Annotated in this window: 19 protein-coding genes; 17 read left to right on the forward strand and 2 right to left on the reverse strand. The window is 68.1% G+C overall.

Annotated elements, in window-relative coordinates:
- Nucleotides 1–17: 17 nt before the first annotated feature.
- The 7 genes from BSZ40_RS02120 to BSZ40_RS02150 all read left to right on the forward strand — a co-directional run bounded on the left by BSZ40_RS02120 (nucleotide 18) and on the right by BSZ40_RS02150 (nucleotide 6868).
- Complete coding sequence (locus BSZ40_RS02120) at nucleotides 18–1085, forward strand: GNAT family N-acetyltransferase (protein ID WP_073822865.1); 1068 nt, start codon at nucleotides 18–20, stop codon at nucleotides 1083–1085.
- Between the two features lie 10 nt (nucleotides 1086–1095).
- Nucleotides 1096–3162, forward strand: coding sequence for a M3 family metallopeptidase (locus BSZ40_RS02125; RefSeq protein ID WP_073822867.1), 2067 nt, complete (start codon nucleotides 1096–1098; stop codon nucleotides 3160–3162).
- A gap of 49 nt (nucleotides 3163–3211) precedes the next feature.
- Entirely contained in the window at nucleotides 3212–4306 is a 1095-nt protein-coding gene (locus tag BSZ40_RS02130; protein WP_073822869.1) for an FAD-dependent oxidoreductase, read from the forward strand.
- Nucleotides 4307–4377: 71 nt separating this feature from the next.
- The gene (locus BSZ40_RS02135) at nucleotides 4378–4671 is read left to right on the forward strand and encodes a hypothetical protein (RefSeq protein ID WP_073822871.1); all 294 of its coding nucleotides are present in this window, start codon (nucleotides 4378–4380) and stop codon (nucleotides 4669–4671) included.
- Nucleotides 4672–4690: 19 nt separating this feature from the next.
- Complete coding sequence (uppP, locus tag BSZ40_RS02140) at nucleotides 4691–5566, forward strand: undecaprenyl-diphosphatase UppP (protein ID WP_073822873.1); 876 nt, start codon at nucleotides 4691–4693, stop codon at nucleotides 5564–5566.
- Between the two features lie 10 nt (nucleotides 5567–5576).
- Complete coding sequence (locus tag BSZ40_RS02145) at nucleotides 5577–6254, forward strand: HAD family hydrolase (protein ID WP_073822875.1); 678 nt, start codon at nucleotides 5577–5579, stop codon at nucleotides 6252–6254.
- A 92-nt stretch (nucleotides 6255–6346) separates the two neighbouring features.
- Complete coding sequence (locus tag BSZ40_RS02150; protein ID WP_124853033.1) at nucleotides 6347–6868, forward strand: hypothetical protein; 522 nt, start codon at nucleotides 6347–6349, stop codon at nucleotides 6866–6868.
- Here the strand turns inward: BSZ40_RS02150 and BSZ40_RS02155 are convergent.
- Nucleotides 6842–7720, reverse strand: coding sequence for a RecB family exonuclease (locus BSZ40_RS02155; protein WP_187343201.1), 879 nt, complete (start codon nucleotides 7718–7720; stop codon nucleotides 6842–6844). The genes BSZ40_RS02150 and BSZ40_RS02155 overlap by 27 nt on opposite strands.
- A gap of 33 nt (nucleotides 7721–7753) precedes the next feature.
- On the opposite strand from BSZ40_RS02155, the gene BSZ40_RS02160 reads away from it, so the two are divergent.
- Genes BSZ40_RS02160 through BSZ40_RS02185 form a run of 6 tightly spaced genes read left to right on the forward strand, consistent with a single transcriptional unit; the run spans nucleotide 7754 to nucleotide 15169 of the window.
- Nucleotides 7754–8755 carry a tRNA (adenine-N1)-methyltransferase gene (locus BSZ40_RS02160; RefSeq protein ID WP_073822879.1) on the forward strand — a complete coding sequence of 334 codons (1002 nt, stop codon included), beginning with the start codon at nucleotides 7754–7756 and terminating at the stop codon, nucleotides 8753–8755.
- On the forward strand, nucleotides 8748–10211 hold the full coding sequence (locus BSZ40_RS02165; protein WP_073822881.1) for an AAA family ATPase: 1464 nt from the start codon (nucleotides 8748–8750) through the stop codon (nucleotides 10209–10211). Before BSZ40_RS02160 ends, BSZ40_RS02165 begins: the two co-directional genes overlap by 8 nt.
- Nucleotides 10208–11755, forward strand: coding sequence for a proteasome accessory factor PafA2 family protein (locus BSZ40_RS02170; protein WP_073822883.1), 1548 nt, complete (start codon nucleotides 10208–10210; stop codon nucleotides 11753–11755). Before BSZ40_RS02165 ends, BSZ40_RS02170 begins: the two co-directional genes overlap by 4 nt.
- Before the next feature lie 35 nt (nucleotides 11756–11790).
- The gene (locus BSZ40_RS02175) at nucleotides 11791–11970 is read left to right on the forward strand and encodes a ubiquitin-like protein Pup (RefSeq protein ID WP_073822885.1); all 180 of its coding nucleotides are present in this window, start codon (nucleotides 11791–11793) and stop codon (nucleotides 11968–11970) included.
- Nucleotides 11967–13328, forward strand: coding sequence for a proteasome accessory factor PafA2 family protein (locus tag BSZ40_RS02180; RefSeq protein ID WP_073822888.1), 1362 nt, complete (start codon nucleotides 11967–11969; stop codon nucleotides 13326–13328). Before BSZ40_RS02175 ends, BSZ40_RS02180 begins: the two co-directional genes overlap by 4 nt.
- Nucleotides 13325–15169 (forward strand): hypothetical protein, encoded by a 1845-nt coding sequence (locus tag BSZ40_RS02185; RefSeq protein WP_124911386.1) that lies wholly within the window; start codon nucleotides 13325–13327, stop codon nucleotides 15167–15169. Before BSZ40_RS02180 ends, BSZ40_RS02185 begins: the two co-directional genes overlap by 4 nt.
- 3 nt (nucleotides 15170–15172) lie before the next feature.
- On the opposite strand, the gene BSZ40_RS11475 is transcribed toward BSZ40_RS02185, so the two are convergent.
- A complete protein-coding gene (locus tag BSZ40_RS11475; RefSeq protein ID WP_073822892.1) occupies nucleotides 15173–15706 on the reverse strand; it encodes a nucleoside/nucleotide kinase family protein in 534 nt (177 codons plus the stop codon).
- A 35-nt stretch (nucleotides 15707–15741) separates the two neighbouring features.
- Between BSZ40_RS11475 and hisF the strand changes: the two genes are divergently transcribed.
- The 4 genes from hisF to BSZ40_RS02210 are packed head-to-tail and all read left to right on the forward strand — an operon-like array spanning nucleotide 15742 to nucleotide 19582.
- A complete protein-coding gene (gene hisF, locus BSZ40_RS02195) occupies nucleotides 15742–16515 on the forward strand; it encodes an imidazole glycerol phosphate synthase subunit HisF (RefSeq protein ID WP_073822894.1) in 774 nt (257 codons plus the stop codon).
- Nucleotides 16512–16880: a phosphoribosyl-AMP cyclohydrolase gene (gene hisI, locus BSZ40_RS02200; protein ID WP_073822896.1), complete on the forward strand. Its 369-nt coding sequence runs from the start codon at nucleotides 16512–16514 to the stop codon at nucleotides 16878–16880. Before hisF ends, hisI begins: the two co-directional genes overlap by 4 nt.
- 5 nt (nucleotides 16881–16885) lie before the next feature.
- A complete protein-coding gene (locus BSZ40_RS02205; protein ID WP_073823267.1) occupies nucleotides 16886–18397 on the forward strand; it encodes a chorismate-binding protein in 1512 nt (503 codons plus the stop codon).
- Nucleotides 18398–18400: 3 nt separating this feature from the next.
- A complete protein-coding gene (locus BSZ40_RS02210; protein ID WP_073822898.1) occupies nucleotides 18401–19582 on the forward strand; it encodes a mannosyltransferase family protein in 1182 nt (393 codons plus the stop codon).
- Nucleotides 19583–19643: the final 61 nt, after the last annotated feature.

Below are 19643 nucleotides of genomic sequence, written 5' to 3' on the forward strand. Positions count from 1 at the left end.
CCGTAGACTGTTGCCCCATGGAACCCATCACCTTGCATGACGGCGAGCTGCATCTGATCTGTCCCGGTGAGGGAGACATTGAACGCATCCGCCAGATCTGCCAAGACCCAGACATTCAGCAGTGGACTACCATTCCGCAGCCGTACGGCCAGGCCGACGCCGAGTATTTCGTGCGAGAAATGGTCCCCGCGGGGTGGGCCAAGGATGGCCCCACCTGGATGATCCACGTCGAAGACGCCGGGCAGCGACACGGGGTGGGCATGATCGCGCTTGCTCCGCCCGTGGCCGGGCGCGCGGAGATCGGCTTCTACCTGGAGGCCGCAGCACGCGGGCGCGGCTACCTACACCGCGCCCTGCAGCTGGTGCTCGACTTTGCGTTTGGGCCCCTTGGTCTCCAGAGCGTCGGCTGGGTGGCGATGACCGGCAACTGGCCATCGTGGAAGGCCGTGTGGCGCCTGGGCTTCCAGCGCGAGGGCACGATCCGGCAGTACATGGCGCGGTGCGCCACCGATCCCACCCCAGTGGACTGTTGGGTGGGCACCCTCCTAGCCGAGGACGCGCGCCAACCGGCCTGCCCGTGGGACGGTCCGGGGGCGAGCCCGGGCGGGGCCCCCGCCGTCGACCCCCGGGATCCCGACGCCCTGGTGCGGCAATTTCACGCCACCTACGCGATGCCCGCGGGGCGTGACGTGCCGAGTGTCGACTTCGAACGGGTGCACATGCGCATGGGACTGATCCTGGAGGAGACCGCCGAACTGGTGGGCGCCGTCTACGGTGCGGCGGCGCGTACAGCCCTAGAGCAGGCACTGGCGGGCGTCGTTGCACAGGACGACGGCAAGCGTGACGTCGTCGAGGCAGCTGACGCGCTGGCGGACCTGACCTACGTCGTCTACGGTATGGCGATCGAGGCGGGTATAGACCTGCCCCGAGTCCTGGCAGAAGTGCAGGCATCTAACCTGTCCAAGTTGGGTGCCGACGGCCGACCGATCTACCGGGAAGACGGCAAAGTTCTCAAGGGCCCACACTTCTTCGCCCCAAACGTGGCGCGCGCGCTGGGGCTTAGCACTGACCTAAACCACGAGTAACGGAGAAACCATGCCCCTGTCACCCGACCATCCGCTGGCCACCGCCTCCCCGCTGCCCTACGAATTGCCCGAGTTTGCCAAACTAACGCCTGCGCTCCTAGCCGAGGCGATCGAGGCGGGCATGGAGAGCGAGCGGGCCGAGTGGGAAGCGATCGCGACTAACCCGGCTCCCCCCACCGTCGCCAACACGGTCGAAGCCCTGGAATTGACCGGCGAGCTCTTTGACCGGGCCACCGACATCTTCTTCAACCTGGCCAGCGCAGTGGGCGGCCCCGAGTACGAGGCGCTGGAGACAGAACTGGCCCCGAAGCTGGCCGCCCACAACGACGCCTACTGGCTTGACGAGCGGATCTATCAGCGGTTGCGGGCGGTGGACCTGAGCGCGGCCGATCCGGAGACCCGCTACATGATGAGCGAGGACCTCAAGGAGTTCGAACGCGGCGGTATCGCCCTGGCCGCAGCGGAGAAGGAAAAACTGCGGGAACTCAACGCTCGACTCGCCGATCTGCAAACCACCTTCGGACAGAGAGTCATCGCGGGCCTAAAGTCGGCGGCAGTGGAGCTCAACGAGGAAGAGGTCGCGGGACTGGACGAGGCCACCCGGGCCGCCCTGGCCCGCACCGCCCAAGAGGCAGGCGTGCAGTCCCCCTACCTGACCACGGTGGACACTCCCTCGATCCAGGCCATCGCGGCCGCCCTTACCAACCCGGCTGCGCGGGCCAAGGTGCATGCCGCTTCTGTTAGCCGCGGCTGGCAGGAGCCCGGTGACACCCGCGCCCTGGTCTTGGAGATTGCTCGCCTGCGGGCGGAGCGGGCGGCCCTTTTAGGGTTCGAACACCACGCGGCCCTCGTGGCGGCCGGGGAGACGGCGCGCACCACTGAAGCTGTCATGGAGCTGCTCAACTCGTTGGTCAGCCCCGCCCTGGCCAATCTCGCCCGCGAAGCCGACGAACTGGCTACCGAACTCGCCGCGAGCGGCGAGATTGCGAGCGCCGCCGACTTCACCCCCGCCGACTGGGCGCGGGCCGAGGCGGTGGCAAAACGGCGTCGGTTCGCACTGGACGACGAGGTGCTCCGGCCCTACTTCGAGTTGCACAGGGTCATCGAGGACGGAGTGTTCTTCGCCGCCCACGAGTTGTACGGCCTGACCTTCACCCCGCGCGAGGACCTGCAGGGCTTTGCTGAGACGGTCAAGATCTGGGAAGTCAAAGACGAGGACGGGCAGGGAATTGGCCTCTTCGTCGGCGACTACTACACCCGCGACGGCAAAGCCGGAGGCGCCTGGATGGCGAACTTCGTGGAGCAGTCGCACCTGACGGGCAAAAAGCCGGTGGTCATCAACTGCCAGAACCTGGTTCCGCCGCCGCCCGGCCAGCCGACGCTCATGACGTTCGACGAGGTAATCACAGCATTCCACGAGTTCGGGCACGCCCTGAACGGACTGTTGTCCAACACGCGCTACGCCAGCGTGGCGGGGGCAAACACGTCGCGGGACTTTGTGGAGTTGCCGAGCCAATTTAACGAGAACTGGGCCACCCATCCGCGCGTGCTAGCTAACTACGCGCGGCACTACCGCACGGGCGAGGTGCTGCCCGCCGAGCACGTGGCACGCTTGGAGGAGATGGCAAAGTTCGGGCAGGGATACGCCACGGCCGAGTACCTGGCCGCCGCCCTGCTCGACCAGGGCTGGCACCAGTTCACCGCTGCCCAGGTGCCCACGGACTCCGCCGCGGTGGCCGCCACCGAGGAGCAGCTCCTGCGTGCGGCCGGTCTCGATCCGCAGCAGCCGGTGGCGCGCTACCGCTCCACCTACTTCAACCACACGTTCGGGGGAGGCTACGACGCGGGCTACTACGCCTACGTGTGGGCTGAAGTGCTGGCCGCCGACGCCGTGGCGTGGTTCCGCTCCGAGGGAGCCCAGGGCGATGATCTTGGTCTCAACCGGCAGGCGGGCCGTCGCTTCGCTGCCGAGGTGCTCTCGCGGGGCAGCTCGCGGGACGCCATGGAGTCCTACCAAGCTTTTGCCGGGCGGACACCGCAGGTGGAACACCTGCTGGCCAAGCGTGGCCTGGGCTAAGGACATTTCCGTGGGAGAATGCGGTGACGCCTTGACGGAGAGGAAAAACATGAAGAGGGTCGTGGTAATCGGTGGTGGCTACGGGGGGATCACCGTAGCGCGGGAACTGGACGACGAATTCGAGGTCGTGCTCATTGAAGCCAAGGACCAATTCGTCCACCACGCCGCCGCTTTACGGGCGGCCGTGGACCCCGATTGGGCCCAGGCCATCTTCCTCAGCTACGACAATCTGCTCACCAACGGGCGAGTGGTGCACGGGACCGCGATGAAGGTAGACGGCACCACCGTGCACGTGTCGGACGGCAGCGAAATCACCGGCGACTACCTGGTGCTCGCCACCGGCACGGCCTACCCGTTCCCGGCCAAGCTCATGGAGACCACGGCCGCCATCGCCCAGGCCCGCATCGCACGGTCACACACGGACCTGCAGCGGGCTCGCCGGGTACTGCTGGTGGGAGCCGGGGCCGTGGGGGTGGAGCTGGCCGGGGAACTGACCGAGCGTTACCCCGACCTGACAGTGATCATGCTAGACAAGGCCGACGAGATCCTGTCGACGGGCGATTACGAGCCTGCCCTGCGGCGCGAACTGCGCGCCCAACTGACGCAGCGCAACGTGGAGTTTGTGCTGGGGTCCTCGCTCGGTTTCCTGCCGCCGGTGGACGTGGCTACGCTCAGCCCGTTCGAGGTGGAGACTAAGGACGGCCGGATCATTGAGGCCGACATGTGGTTCAGGTGCTACGGCTCGCGCGTGGCCTCGGCCTACCTGGGGGAGGACTACGAGGAGCTCAAGCGTGGCGACGGGTCGGTGCGGGTCGATTCCCACCTGCGGGTGGAGGGGCGCGAGCGCGTCTTCGCTGTCGGGGACATTACCGCCGTGCCAGAGTCCAAGCGGGCGGATGCGGCCCGGGAGCACGCCCAAGTCGTGGCGCGCAACATCCGCGACTTGGCGGCAGGCCGGGCACCGTCGGCCACCTACCAGCCGGGCAAGCGGTGGGTGGTTTTGCCGCTCGGGCAGAGCGGCGGGGCGTCGCAGTTGCAGGACCCCCAGACCGGCCAGTTCCGGGTGGTGGGGCCGGATGAGACCAACGAGATCAAGGGTCAGGACCTGATGCTGGACATGGTTCGCGGGCAGTTGCGGCTGTAGCGGCGACAGGCGCCCGGGAGCAGTGCTCCCGGGCGCCGCGCTTTTGCCGCTACTGGATTACGATTAGCCCCATGAACACGGATCCACGCGCCGCCCTTGATCGTTTTTTGGCGGCTTTAGAGGTGCACTTCGACGCCATTCGCCAGGCCGAGGGCGATTCCGACGCCGTCGTGGACGCTGAGGCGGTGTTGGAGGATGCGTTTTTTACCTACGACGACGCCCTGGCCAGCCGGTACGGGGTGGCGTTGCCCTTCGATCTTTTCGACGAGGATTTCGACGAGGAAGATCTCGATGAGGACGACGAGCTGGCCGACGAGGACGAGTTTGAGTTCGAGGACCGCGAGTCGGACCTGCAGGACAGCTAGCTGCCTTTAGGGTGCTGGGGTGAATATTGTTGATGCCATCATCCTGGGCCTCCTGCAGGCGCTAACGGAGTTCCTCCCCATCTCCTCTTCCGCGCATCTGCGGGTGGTGGGTGAGCTGCTCGGGCAGGACCCCGGGGCCGCCTTTACGGCCATCACGCAGATCGGCACCGAGTTGGCGGTTTTGGTGTATTTCCGCCGCGACATCGTGCGGATTATCGGGGCGTGGTGGCGGGCGCTGCCCGGCTTGTGGCACGCGGCGAGCGGTCAAAAGTCCCGCCACTCCGGGGCCGCGCTGGCAGATCCGGACGCCCGGCTGGGGTGGATGATCATCGTTGGTTCGCTACCCATCGTGGGGCTCGGGGTGCTCTTCGAGGAGGCCATCGACTCGGCGCTGCGCAACCTGTGGATCACCGCGACGATGTTGATCGTCTTCGGGTTGATTCTCGGGTGGGCGGACCGGCGCGGGGCGAACACGAAGACCCTGCGGCACATGCGCTGGGGCGAGGCGGTGTTGTACGGCCTGTCCCAGGCCGCTGCGCTGGTGCCCGGCGTGTCCCGTTCGGGCGGCACGATCACCGCGGGACGGTTGATGGGTTTCCAGCGCGCCGAGGCAGCTCGCTACTCGTTCCTCCTGGCGATGCCCGCAGTGTTTGGGGCCGGGCTGTATAAGCTGTTCAAGGGGGACAGCTCGGGGGTGAGCGTGGGGGCGGTACCGACCCTGGTGGCAACGATCATCGCCTTTGTGGTTGGCTACATCGTCATCGTCGGCTTTTTAAAGTTTGTGCAAACCCGCACCTTCGTGCCGTTTGTGCTCTACCGCATCGTTTTCGGTTTCGTAGTTATCGGCCTGCTGCTCGGCGGAATCGTGCCCGCCCTGCCGTCGTTTGTTTCCTAGGGATTGCCTTATGCATGAGAAGTTGCCCGCGGCGCTGCTGTGGGACATGGACGGCACCGCCGTGGATACCGAAACCTACTGGGTGGAGGCCGAGCAAGACATGGCCGCCCAGTTCGGTGCCACCTGGAGTCAGGCCCAGGCCCTCCAGCTCATCGGCAACGGCTTGCTGGAATCTGCCCGCACCTTCAAAGCAGCCACTGGGATAGATCTGCCTGCCAGCGAGGTAGTCGACTGGTGGATCAGCGCGGTGCGCCAGCGCGTGGTCACGGAGGGGGCCCCGTGGCGGCCCGGCGCGCGCGAACTGATGCAACTGGCGGCCCGGCACGGGATCAAGCAGGCGCTGGTGACGTCGTCCTACGCCGTGCTAGCCCACGAGGTGGCCCAGCAGGCCGGGGTGTTTTCCGTGATCGTGAGCGGCGATCAGGTCTCCCAGCTAAAACCCGCCCCCGAGGGGTACCTGACAGCCTGCGACCTGCTCGGGGTGGAACCGAGCCAGTGTGTCGCCTTCGAGGATTCCCCCGCCGGGGTGCGGGCCGCGGTGGCGGCTGGCACGCGGGCGGTGGCGGTGCCTTTCATGGTGGACCTGCCGCGATTGCCGCAGCTGTCCTGGGTAGATTCGCTCGGACAAGTTGATATCCCGGTGCTCGCACGTCTGGCAGCCGGAGAAGTGATTGACTTAACCAAGTAGCAGCGCAAGGGGCATACTTTTGTTGCTTCTAGCCTCTTGGGGCCTCGCGCCTTGGCGAGGCAGGATGGTGGGTAACCAAGGGGGGAGTAGAGATGCGAAACCGGTGGTCCTGCAGGATCGTGGTGGCAGCAATGGCCGTGGGCGGCTGCGGGGCAAGCGGAGCGGCAGCACCAAGTGACACGCGGTTTGCCCCGTTCACCGAGCAGACTTTCCGGCCGGTGGAGGTCGTCTCGCAGGTCGCAGAGACCCAGCGGCGCTTTCCCGGGCTCGAATTGTTGGACGCGCACACGGCCGGGGCCCCGCTGCACGACGACCGGGGGATACCGGACCAAGACCCCTGGTACTGGTACAACGCCGTGCTGAAGATCTCGGCAGCGGACGCCACGTCCCTCAGCGCCGAAGCCCTGGCCCCGGCGGAGAAACTACCGGGGCTCGTGGCGGAACTGTATGAGTACGTGCCCCGGGAATGCATCTTCGAGACCGTGCCGCACGAGGTGGCCAAAACCGAACTGGGCTACGAGCAACAGCTGCACAGTCCGCACACCTTCAACCTGGGCGAAGTGGCGATCTCGCGCGACTGTCAACTGCTACTGCTGACCGCTCGCTACAACTGATGCTTCCGTAGCACCAGCCCGCGCGCGGCGGGTATCGGCCACGCGCGCCACATCGGCCGCCTGCAACGGGGGTGGCGTGCCACCAAAGGCCGGGCAGTGGGCCTGAAATGCACACCAGTCGCATAGCCGGGACTGGCGGGGCGCGAAGTCGCCGCTTTGCAGGCAGGTGTCCACCTCATCCCACAGGCGGGACAACTCTGTTGCCAACTGTTTGGTCTCGGTCGGCAGGGGGTCGTGGGTCAGCGTCTGCCCGGAGCCGAGGTAGACAATCTGCAGGCGGGCGGGCAGCACCCCGCGCGTGGCCTCAATGAGGAGGGCGTAGAAACGCAGCTGGAACAGCGCGTCGTCCAAGAAACGCGGGTGGGGCGCCTTACCGGTCTTGTAGTCCACCACCCGCAGGCGGCCGTCGGGGGCTTCGTCTAGCCGGTCGATGATGCCGCGCAGCAGCGTCCCGTCAGCCAACTCGGTTTCCACAAACAACTCCCGCGCCGCGGGAGCCAAGCGGACGGGATTTTCCTGCCGGAAATACTGCTCCAGCAATGCTCGGGCCCGCCCCAGCCACTCCATCTCATCCTCTGCGGCGAACAACTGCTGCACCTCGGGCCGTTCCTGTTGCAACACCTGCCACCGCTGCGGTAGCAGCGCCAGGGCAGCAGCCGGGGTGCGTTCCGCCGCTGGCAGGTCGAACAGGTGCTCCAGCACCGCATGCACCAGCGTGCCGCGCACGGCGGCCGAACTGGGCGGCTCCGGCAAGCGGTCAACCTGCCGCAACCGAAACAGCAAGGGACACTGCTTGAACTCCTTAGCCCGCGACGGGGACAGGGCGGCGCGGCGTGTGACGGACTCGGTCATGAAGCCACCGTAGCGCCCCCGTAGACTGCCTGCGTGACCAATAGCAGCCTGCCGCTCGGCCCAGCCTCCCGGCGCGGGCCCCTGACCTGGGGTGACCGCGTGCAACTCACCGACTCCAAGGGACGCATGCACACCATCGTCTTAACGCAAGACGGGTGGTTTCATACTCACCGAGGCTCGTTCAAACACGCGGAGCTGATCGGACTGCCCGAAGGCACCGTCATGACCACCTCCATCGGCACCCAATACCTGGCCCTGCGGCCACTGCTGAGCGACTACGTGCTGTCCATGCCGCGCGGCGCGGCCGTCGTCTACCCCAAGGACGCCGGCCAGATCGTGCAGATGGGAGACATATTCCCGGGAGCCACAGTGGTGGAGGCCGGGGTGGGGTCGGGCGCACTGACCATGTCCCTGCTGTCCGCCATTGGCGAGCACGGGCGGCTGCTCTCGGTGGAGCGCCGCGCCGACTTCGCTGACATCGCCCAAGGCAACGTCGACATGTGGTTCGGGCGCCGCCACCCGGCCTGGCAGGTCGAGGTGGGGGACTTAGCCACCGTCCTGCCCGAGCACTGCCCGCCCGGCAGCGTCGACCGCATCGTGCTGGACATGCTGGCACCGTGGGAGAACCTGGCGGCCTGCGCAACCGCGCTCGCCCCCGGCGGGGTGCTGCTGTGCTACGTGGCCACCACCACCCAGCTTTCGCGCCTGGCCGAGGATCTGCGCGACACCGGCCAATTCACGGAACCACGCGCCTGGGAGTCGCTGGTGCGCGACTGGCACCTGGAGGGCCTCGCGGTGCGACCCGAGCACCGCATGATCGCCCACACCGGCTTCCTGCTGACCACCCGGCGACTCGCACCCGGCACCGAACCCCCGGTGCGGACCCGGCGCCCCGCCAAAGGTGCCTACGAACCAGACGCCGAGTGGACGAGCGCCGACGTCGGCGAACGCCCCATCTCCGACAAAAAGGTCCGGCGGGTGCGGCGAGACATCCAGGCGCGGGCCGCGCGCCTAGTGGAGGACGACGGTGAGTGACCCCACCGCCGCCGCGCGCGAACTGGCCAGCCTGCGGGAAAAGAACACCCGCCTGGCCGCCGCCCTGGCCGACGCCCGCTCCCAGCTAACGCAGCTCGGGCAGCAACTCGAGGCTTGGCGCCGCTCGCCCCTCACCCAGGTGCCCGTCCTGGAGGTGGATCTCACCGAGCGGCGACTGACGGTGCAAGAGGGCCCAGTGGTGCGCTCTGTTCCGGCCGCCGGGCACCTGGTGCTCGGCACCCTGGGACCAGGTACCTGGGTGGCACTGGACGCACACGCCGTGGCGGTTGACGTCGTGCCAGGCCCCTCAACCGGGGAGCTGGGCACCGTCAAGGAGATCGTCGACGAGACGCGCCTCATTGTCGCCACCACGGGTGGTGGCGAACGGGTGGTGCGCCGCAGCCGAGCCTTGCACGGCGCGCAGGTAGAGATCGGGGCGACGATGCGTTTCGATCCCCGTACCGCCGTGGCCACCGAGGTCCTGGTACGCCGAGACGTCGAACAGCTCCTGACCCCGCAGATGCCCGACGTCGACTTCACCGACATCGGGGGACTAGACCACCTGGTGACCCAGATACGCCAGAGCATCGAGCTGCCGCTGACCCACCCGGAACTTTTTGCCCGCTACCAGCTGGCCACTACCCACGGAGTGTTGCTCTACGGCCCGCCCGGCTGCGGCAAAACCATGATCGCCAAAGCCCTGGCCACCTCCCTGGCCCGCGGCGTGCGTTCCCGTGCCGGGCAGGACGTCACCGGCTACTTCCTGGCAGTAGACGGACCGGAACTTCTCGACATGTACGTCGGCGAATCCGAACGCAAAATACGGGCAGTCTTTGCGCGTGCCCGCGAACTAGCGGCCGCCGGGCACGCCGTCGTGCTGTTCTTCGACGAGATGGAAGCCCTGTTCCGCACCCGCGGCAGCGGCATCTCCTCGGACATGGAAACCACGATCGTCCCGCAATTGCTGGCCGAACTCGATGGGGTCACCGCCCTCGGCAACGTCCGCGTCATCGGGGCCACCAACCGGGAAGACATGATCGACCCGGCGGTTTTACGCCCCGGCCGCCTGGACCTGAAGTTGCGCATTCCCCGCCCCGACCTGTCGGCCGCCCGCGACATCGTGACCAAGCACCTGCCGCTGACCGTGCCGCTGGACCCCTCCGTCCCGGGGCACGGGGAGGGCCAGCGCGCCCACCTCGCCGACGCCGTGGTGGCCGGGCTTCGCACCCACCCCCGCCTGGCCGCCCACATATCGGGGGCCATGCTCGCGCAAATCGTTGCCCGGGCCAAGCTGTCCGCGCTCCTGGCCGAAACCCGGGGCGAAGCCAGCGGCCTGCGCCTGACCGACATCGAGGTGGCCCTCGCCCAAGAGGCCGCCCAACTGGCCGACCTCTTGGGCGACACCCCGACACCGGGTCTGCCAAACCTCGGCCCGGCCCCGGAGTTAGACGCATGAGAATCCTGTCCACCGAAACCGAATACGGCATCATCCAGGAAGGAAACCCCCGCGCCCAGGCCCAAACATTGGCCAGCAACATAGTGGCTGCCTACGCCGCCACGCTGCCGGTGCCGCCTGTGCGGTGGGACTATGCGGGGGAAGACCCGCTAAACGACCTGCGGGGACACCGCCTCCCCCGAGCCGCAGCTCACCCGAGCCAGCTCACCGATGCTCCGCGCAGCCACCTGCCCGCTCCGGTGCCCGCGCCCAACCTGCCGCCAAGCGGCACAGGCGAGGCGGGGGCGGCGGCACTGCCCGCATTGCCTCGCCCGAGCTCCGCCGAACTGTCCCTAGCGACCCCCACCAACTGCGTGACCTTGGCCGGAGCCCGTTTCTACGTCGACCACGCCCACCCCGAGTACTCGGCCGGCGAGGCGGCCTCCGTCCGCGACGCGGTGCTGGCCGACCGGGCAGGCGACGTCGTGGCCGCCCAAGCAATGGCCGCCCTCGGCGACGGCACCGTCCTGTTTAAGAACAACACCGACGGCAAGGGGGCAGCCTACGGTGCCCACGAGAACTACCAGGTCAGCCGCGCGACCGATTTGGACGACATCATTGCCGTGTTGCTGCCGTTCCTCGTTACCCGGCCGATCCTGTGCGGCACCGGGCGGCTCGGCCGCGGCCAACGCAGCGAACAACCCGGCTTCCAGATCTCCCAACGTGCCGATTTCATCGAAAACGACATTGGTTTAGAGACGACCTTCAACCGGCCCATCGTCAATATGCGCGACGAGCCGCACGCGGATGCCAGCCAGTGGCGGCGACTGCACATCATCAACGGCGACGCCAATCTCTTTGACTACTCGCTGTTCCTGCGCTTAGGCACCACGAGCCTGGTGCTCTCCCTTGCGGAGGCGGGGTTGCCGCTGTCCATCAGCGGTCTGGCCCTGGCCAACCCGGTGGCCGCTGCGCGGGAGATCTCCCACGACCCTACGCTCACCCACCGGGTAGAGCTGCGCAACGGCAAGACCGCTACCGCGTTGGAAATTCAGCGGCAGCTACGCGAAATCGTCGGCGCGCAGCTTGGCCCTCTGACTGGAGAGGAGGCAGAGATCTTCGCGCTGTGGGGCAAGGTGCTGGACCTGCTCGAGTTCGCCCGCCCCGCGGCTGCTCGCTACGTTGAGTGGGTGGCCAAGTACCAGGTGCTGGGGGCGCTCGCCGCCCGGCTCGGCGGCGATTGGCAGCACCCAAAGCTGCAAGCGTTGGATCTGCAATGGCACGACCTGCGCCCGTCATCCTCCATCGTTGCCCGCCTGGATGCTGCCGGGCAGGTGGGGCGTCTGTTTTCCGCGGCGGAGGTACGGGCGGCAGTCGAGCGACCGGTGGGCACCACGCGGGCGGCCGTCCGGGCCGCCGCCGTGCGCAGCGGGCGAGCATTTGCCGCCTCGTGGACATCTGTGATTTTGGACCTGCCGGGCGACCCCTATTTGCGGCGGTTGGCGCTGCCCACCGCCGCCGACGGGCAGATTCCGCCCGTGCTAGCACAGCTCACCGCCCAGTAGGCTGAGAGACCACAAAAGGGGAAGGAAGGACAGGCATGAACCGGCAGGTACCGCGCCAAGCAGCAGGGCAGGAAGAGCAGGAGCTGGCCCCGCCCCTCCCCGCCCCCGCTGCCCAGGTGGCCGACGTCGACGCGCTGTTAGACGATATTGACGCGGTCTTGGCGGCCGACGCGGAGACTTTTGTGCAGGGATTTGTGCAAAAGGGCGGGCAGTGAGCAATCTGCGCCGGATAGCCGGGCTGGAGATCGAGTACGGCATCACGCATGTCGGCCCGCAGGCCCTCAGCGCGGAGGCGGCAGCCGCTGAGCTCTTCGCCGATCCGGAACTGGAACGCGGCGCCAACATGTTCCTGCCCAACGGGGCGCGCCTCTACCTGGATGTGGGCGCGCATCCGGAGTACGCCACGGCGGAGTGCGCCACGCTGCAGGAGCTGCTGAATAACGACCGGGCCGGCAGTGAACTGTTGGCCGCGCTGGCCGCCCGGGCCACGGCTCGCCTGCAGGCGCGGGGAGTGGCAGGAAATATTCACCTGCTGCGCAACAATCTAGACGCGGAGGGAACATCGTTTGGGTGCCACGAAAACTATCTGCTGCGGCGCCGCCACGACTTTCACGAGCGCGTGCTCGGCCTGGTAACGCACTTGGTTACCCGCCAGGTCATAACCGGTACGGGGCACGTGGTATGCGATCCCACCCCGCGCTACGTGCTGTCGCAACGGGCAGCCGTGGTCTCCGATGTGATCTCGGCCGCGACCTCCCGCTCCCGGCCGCTAATAAACACCCGCGATGAGCCGCACGCGGATATTGCGCAGTTCCGGCGCCTGCACCTCATCAACGCTGACACGCCGATGGCAGAGGGCACCCAGCTCATCTTGCTGGCGGCCGCTTGCCTGCTGGTCACCGCCTTGGAGAGCGGTGCCCGATTGGCCGACCTGGCCCTGGCAGATCCGCTGGCGGCCCTGCACGCGGTCAGCGCGCAACCTGCCACCGTGCTGGAGCTGGCGAACGGGCAGCGGCGGACCGCGCTGGAGTTGCAGGCCGAGCTGGTGGAGCGCACCGGTAGCTTGGCGGCCGCCGACGCCGATCCCTGGGTGCGGTTGGGACACGAGCTGTGGGCCATTGCCGTGGAGGCCCTGCGGGCAGACAACGCCGCAGCGGTGGCGGACCTGCTCGATCACGTGGCTAAACGCCGCCTCCTGGAGCGGCACTGCCAGCGTCATGGCGTCGACCTCGCCCACCCGACCACCGCCCGACTGGCCTTCGCCTACCATGACATTGGAAACACCGGTTTGCGGCAGCAGCTGGAAGCGCGGGGAATGCTCAGGCGATTCACCACCCCCAGCGAAGTCACTGCGGCGAAAAACACACCGCCTGCTACGCGGGCTGCCCTACGCGGTGAGGCAGTATCGGTGGCGAGGCAAATGCGGCGGGATCTGGCAGTCGACTGGACCAGCCTGCGAATCCTTGACCGCTCCTTGTCTGCCATCACTTTGAAGGACCCGTGGCAGACTCAAAACCCCGAGGTCGAGCAGCTGCTGACCGAACTGAGAAGAACCGAGGTAATGCCGGTATGAGCGAGTCTGACGCCCGCACGGGCAGCGAACGTCCGCTGCCGCGGCGCCGAGACCTGCATCCCCGCACCAACCCGCGGGGCGTGCCCCAGGTACCGACCCCTGAATACGAGGGAAGTGGCGCGGCGGCGCAACTGCGAGAGCCGCAGCGTCCCCGCCTAACGACACAGGCTCCAACGCCGCCGGTGGGGCAGCCAGCGCCGCGCTGGCCCGCCAGCCCGTTGCCGCCCGGTGCCGCGACGCCGATCCGGGGTGTGCCAGTGACCCCGGCTGCTGCGGCCCTGCCAGCGGCCGACGCTGCCGGTGGGGACGAAACTCCCTCGGCTGCCGAGCCGCCCGAGTCCGCCGGTCCACCGCCGCAGGCGGAGATGGCCCCGGCTGGTGCGGGCGCTGCGGCAGCCTCCCAACCGCGGTTTGGCCTCTCCAAGGCCCGCAAGCTCGCGGCGAAGGGCTGGTCCCAAGCGGGGCCGGCGACCGAGGAAGCGGTCACCGAGGAGCTGACAGCCCTCGGGGACAGCCTCAGTGAGGCCGTCTCGGAACAGGCCGCGCAGGCGGCAGACGGCCTAGCGGACTCCTACGGCAAGTGGGCGGCAACGGCCTTTCGGGCGCAGCAGGCCGTCCCCGGAGCCCAGTCGGCGACCAGCGAAGGGGAAGAATCCGCCGCGGCGATCCCCGAGGCGGAGGCACCAGCGGCCGCGACCGAGGACGGTGCGGTGCCCGCAGCACCCAGCTTTGGGTCTCCCGACGGCTCTGATGCCCCTTGGACCCGTTCGGCCAAGGCGCTGAAGGAGCGGGTTGCGGCGGTCGACGAGGAGGAACTGGAAGAGGTTCGCACCGACACTGGCTCGATCGTGCTGGTCAGTAAGCGACCACGCAAATCCCGCCTGCGGCGCCTGCTGGCCTGGTGGCCGGTGGCACTAGCACTAGCGCTCCTGGGGGGAGTTGGGGTAGCGATAGCGGTGTGGCAGGCCCAAGGCGCTGACGAGTCGCAGTCCTCGCAGCAAGAGGGCTTGGTCTACCCAACTTTGAAACACATGACCGTGGCTGGTCGGCCGGGGGCACTGCCCTCCATGGTGTTGGAGCAGCCGCTGGAAGTGGTCGACCGCGTGGAATCCGTGGTGACGCGGCGCGGCAACGGCACCCCCATCCGCGACGGCGCCCGCATTGTGTTGGCCCTGACCACGTTCAACGGCACCACCGGCGAACGCACCTCGCGTGGCGACTCTCCCGAGGTACGCGTCACCTACGCCACCCCGCAGCACTTGCCAGAGTGGCTCTATCACCGGCTCCTGCAGGTGCCGGGTGGTTCCCGCGTGCTGGTTACCCACATGGTGGACGATAGGGAAAAGGGCCAGTACATGGAGATCGTGGTCGCCGATGTGTTGCGGCACCGGGTTTCCTACAACTCCTCCCTCTACACCGATCCGACCGTGACGTTCCAAAACGACGAAGAACCGGTGCTGTCCAAGGTCACGGGCGAAGTACCGGATCGCACGGAAACCCACACCGTCGTCATCGGCGGGGGGGAGCAGGTCCAACCCGGGGCGCGGATCGTCGCCCAGTTCGTGCTGATCGACTTCCAGGGCAACGTCATCAGTTCGACCTTCAAACGGGGCGGTCCTGAAGTGGTGGATCTCAACCGGATCCAGCCGGTGCTGGCGGAGGCGGTGATCGACCGGCAGGTGGGGTCGCGAATCGTCTTCCGGGCTCCCGCCGCTTTGGCCGGGGGAGACAAACCGGTGGCCGGCATGATCGACATCCTGGCGGTCATTGAGCAACCAACTAACCCGAGCGAAAGCCCGACGCCAGCCACTCCCACGGCCAGCGAGACGGCCACCAACTAGCCCCTAACTTGCCGCCCCCGCCTGCACCAGCAGGTGGGGGCGCACCCGTGGCAGGCTTGCCTCCAGGCGGGCCCATTCGTGCCAGGCAAAATCCCAACGGCCGTCCCGGGCTGCCACGCGCTGCTGGCGCACCGCAGCGCCTGCCTCCACCCGCACCACCACATCCGCGTGGGCGGCAATGAGCGGATGATCGGCCCCCACCCCTTCAACGATCAGCAGGAGAGGGCGCGGTAAGGGACGGGGCGGCAGGGGCCGGGCGGCTGCCCAGTCCCACTGCGGCCAAGCCACGGCACCTTGCCCGGCGCGCAGCGCCGCTAGGTGGTCGGCCGCCAGGTGTAGCCCCAAGTGCAGGCCGCGCCAACCGCGGTAGCACGTCTCCAGCGGGAAGATCCCAGCGGCGGGCAGCGTGGCGAGGGCCGCGGCCAGCGTCGACTTGCCAGCCCCGGAGGGACCGCCGACTGCCACCAGCAGCGCCCGCCCGCGGCTGGTGGCGGCCAGGACGCGCACCGCAGAGTGGAATGTGTGCAAGGCAGGCATGGCTTAACGCTACCCTTGGCCAGGAAGGAGGAACGATGAGCGTGGCACTGCGGGTCATCCCCTGTCTGGACGTCGATGCCGGTCGGGTAGTCAAGGGCGTGAACTTCGCGAATTTGCAAGACGCGGGTGACCCGGTGGCCTTGGCCGGTCAGTACTGCGCGCAGGGCGCTGACGAAATAACGTTCCTCGACGTCTCGGCCTCGGCAGAGGGCAGGGCCACCACCCTGGAGATCGTCTCCCGCACCGCCGAGAACGTTTTTGTGCCACTGACGGTGGGCGGCGGGGTGCGCAGCGTGGAAGACGTTGACCGGTTGCTGCGGGCGGGGGCAGACAAGGTAGGGATAAACACCGGTGCCCTTGCCCGCCCGTCGCTGCTGGCCGAAATAGCGGACCGTTTTGGTGACCAAGTGGTCGTTTTGTCCGTCGATGCGCGGCGAGGCCCGACCGATTCCGGCTTCGAGGTAACCACGCACGGCGGCCGCCGGGCGGCGGGTGTGGACGCGCTGGCCTGGGTCGAGCAGGCTGGCGCCCTGGGCGTGGGGGAGATCTTGCTGAACTCGATGGACGCCGATGGGGTGCGCGGCGGCTTCGATATAGAGATGCTGCAGGCGGTGCGGGCCGCCGTGCGGGTGCCCATCATCGCGTCCGGGGGAGCCGGGGCGGTGGAGCACTTCGTAGCGGCCGCCGCGGCGGGGGCCGACGCCGTGCTGGCGGCCTCGGTGTTTCACTACGGCACCCTGACGATCCCGCAGGTCAAGGCGGGCCTGGCCGCGGCGGGACACCTAGTGCGACAGGTGACGGCACCGTGAGCGACCACCTGCCTGCCCAGCTGCGGCAACGGCTGCGCTTCAATGCCGACAACCTCTTACCGGCCATCGTGCAGGACGCCGAATCGGGGCAGGTGCTCATGTTGGCGTGGATGGACGAGACGGCATTGGCCCGGACGTTGCGCACGGGCCGAGTGTGGTTCTGGTCCCGCTCCCGGCAGACCTACTGGCGCAAGGGCGACACTTCGGGGCATATCCAGCAGGTGGTGGATGTGCAGGTGGACTGCGATGGTGACACCGTCTTGGTGCGGGCGCGCCAAGTGGGGGCTGCCTGCCACACCGGCACCCGCAGTTGCTTTACTGCCGGAGGATTTTTGTCGCTGACGACGGGAGAGGAAGAACGGTGAACGAGATGGCGTGGGGGCAGACGTGGCCGTCGCCCGCCGAATTTCCCCAGGTGGCAACGGATCGGGCGTTGGTGCCGGTGGTGCGTCGGTTGCTGGCCGAGGAGCTCACCGCGGTCGGGGTGTACCGGCACCTGGCCGCGGGGCAGGACGGGACGTTCCTGCTGGAATCGGCCGAGCACGGTGGGGCCTGGGGGCGCTGGAGCTTCATCGGGGTGCGGGCCCTGGCGCACTGCACCGGCACTATCGAGCACGTGCGTTGGCAGGGACAGCTGCCCGCCGGGGTGCCGCGGCAAGGCCCCGCCCTGCCGGTGCTGGAACAGAGCCTGGCGGCGCTCCAAAGCGCGCCGCTGCCAGGGCTGCCACCCCTGGCGGGCGCCCTGGTGGGGGCGCTCGGCTGGGATCTGGTCTACGCCTGGGAGCCGACCCTGCGGCGGCAGGCTCCCGCTGAGCTGGCGCTGCCGGATGTCGCGTTGCTGCTGGCGGGCGACGTCGTCGCCCTCGACCACGCGGCCGGGGAGATGTGGCTGATCACTTTGACCGATCCCACCACCCACGACGCCTACCAGGCCGCGGTGGACCGCCTGGACCAGATGCAGCAGGCGTTGGCGGCCCCGGCGGCGCCCGCCCTAGCCGCACAGGGGCAGGCGGAGGCGGGGGAGGTCCGGCACCGCACGGCGGCGGCGGACTTTCAAGCCGCTGTCCGCGCGGCGCAGGAAGCGATCGTTGACGGCGAGGTCTTCCAGGTGGTGCTCTCCCAACGCACTGATGTCGACTGCGCGGCCAGCCCACTGGCGGTCTACCGGGCCCTGCGCACCATCAATCCGTCGCCCTACATGTACCTGCTGAACCTGCAGGCCGACGGCGAACCCTTTAGCGTCGTCGGTTCCTCGCCTGAGACCCTGGTACGAGTGCAAGAAGGCAGCGTCCAGACTTTCCCCATCGCGGGCTCCCGCCCCCGCGCCGCTGCTCCGCAAACCGATCAGGCGCGGGCCGCCGAGCTCTTGGCTGACCCGAAGGAGCTGAGCGAGCACACGATGTTGGTGGACCTAGCCCGGAACGACCTCACGAAGGTGTGCCGGCCAGAGTCAATCGCCGTCAACCCGCTCATGGAAATCAAACGCTTCAGCCACATCATGCACATTTCCTCCACGGTCCGCGGCCAGCTGCGGCCCGGCAAGACGGCGCTCGATGCCCTGGTGGCAACCTTCCCAGCCGGAACCCTCTCGGGGGCCCCCAAACCGCGGGCGGTGGAGCTGATCGACACACTGGAGCCGGTGCGGCGCGGCCTGTACGGCGGGGTGGTGGGCTACTTCGACTTCGCTGGGAACGCCGACCTGGCGATCGCCATCCGCACCGCCGTCCTGCGGCGCGGCGTGGCACACATCCAGGCCGGGGCCGGTGTCGTCGCCGACTCGGTACCCCAACTGGAACACGAGGAGACCCGCCACAAGGCGGCAGCCGTGGTGCGAGCGGTGCAGCTGGCCGCCAGCCTGGCCCCACTAGCAGGAGAGGAATAACCGGTGGAGTTGCTCCGCGGTGGAAAGAGACTCGCCCAGCTCTCGGACACCTGGTTCGTGGTGACCCTGTGGGCGCTCACCCGCATCCTGCACGGCCTATGGCTGGCTATCGTCGGCGCGCAAAATGGCCGAAGTGTGGACAGCATGCTGCGTAACTGGGACACGGTCCACTACCTGGCGATTGCCGACAACGGCTACGACCTGTCCGACTTTGCCCCCCGCGTGGCGTTCTTCCCGGGCTTGCCGCTGGTGCTGCGGGCGGGGCAGCTGTTCGGACTTAGCAACCTGTTGACCGGGGTGGTGCTGTCTGCCGTCTGTTCCCTGCTCGCGGCCTTGGCCCTGGCCCGCTTGGGGGGCCGCTGGGTGGCTCTTGCCTGGCTGGTGGCGCCCATGAGCGTCTTCGCCATGGTGGTCTACACCGAGGCCCCGTTCGCGGCGGCCGCCTTCTGGGCCTGGGAGCGGGCGCGGCGCGGGCAGTGGCCCGCCGCCGCGGCCCTGACGGCCCTGGCCTGCACGCTACGGGTCAACGGGTTATTCGTGGCCGGGGCGATAGGTTTGCTGATCTTGTTACAGGTGCGGGGCCTGGCGGCCAAGGCGCGCGCGATCGGTTGGCTGACTTTGCCCGCCGTCACCTTCGCGGCCTACATGGGCTACCTGTGGTGGCTGACCGGCAATTCGCGCGCCTGGTTGGATGCCCAAAAGGAGGGCTGGCAACGGGAGTTCACCTGGCCCTGGGACACCATCAAGGCCACCCTCCGGGCTATCCATGACTATCCAGACTTCGCGCTCATGTTCCGGTTCGAACTGGTGGTGTTCGTCCTCGGGCTGCTGTTGTTGGCCTGGCTGGTGGGGCGGCGCGCCTGGGCCGACGGCGCCTACCTAGCGGTGACCCTAGCGGCGTTTGGCACCTCGATCTGGCTCTTCTCGGTGCCCCGCTCGATGCTGTATTGGTGGCCGCTGTGGCTCGTGATCGGGGCCTGGGTCAGGCGCAGGCCGACTCCGGCCCCCGGGGAGGCAGCGGAGCAGCCAGAGACGATCCCGGCGGCGCAACCACTGGCACCCGCCGGGGGCGGGTGGCCGGTAGCGGCCTGGCGGGTGGGCCTATACGCGACCTACGTGGTGGCCGCCTTCGGGATGAGCCTGTGGTGGGCGCGCCTGTTCTACCTGGGGCAGTGGGCCGGGTGAGGGCGCTGGACAGAATTTGGTGCGGACGAGACCGCAAGTGCCGATAGGGTTAGCGGTGCCG

Source organism: Buchananella hordeovulneris (assembly GCF_001907235.1).
Lineage (GTDB): Bacteria > Actinomycetota > Actinomycetes > Actinomycetales > Actinomycetaceae > Buchananella > Buchananella hordeovulneris.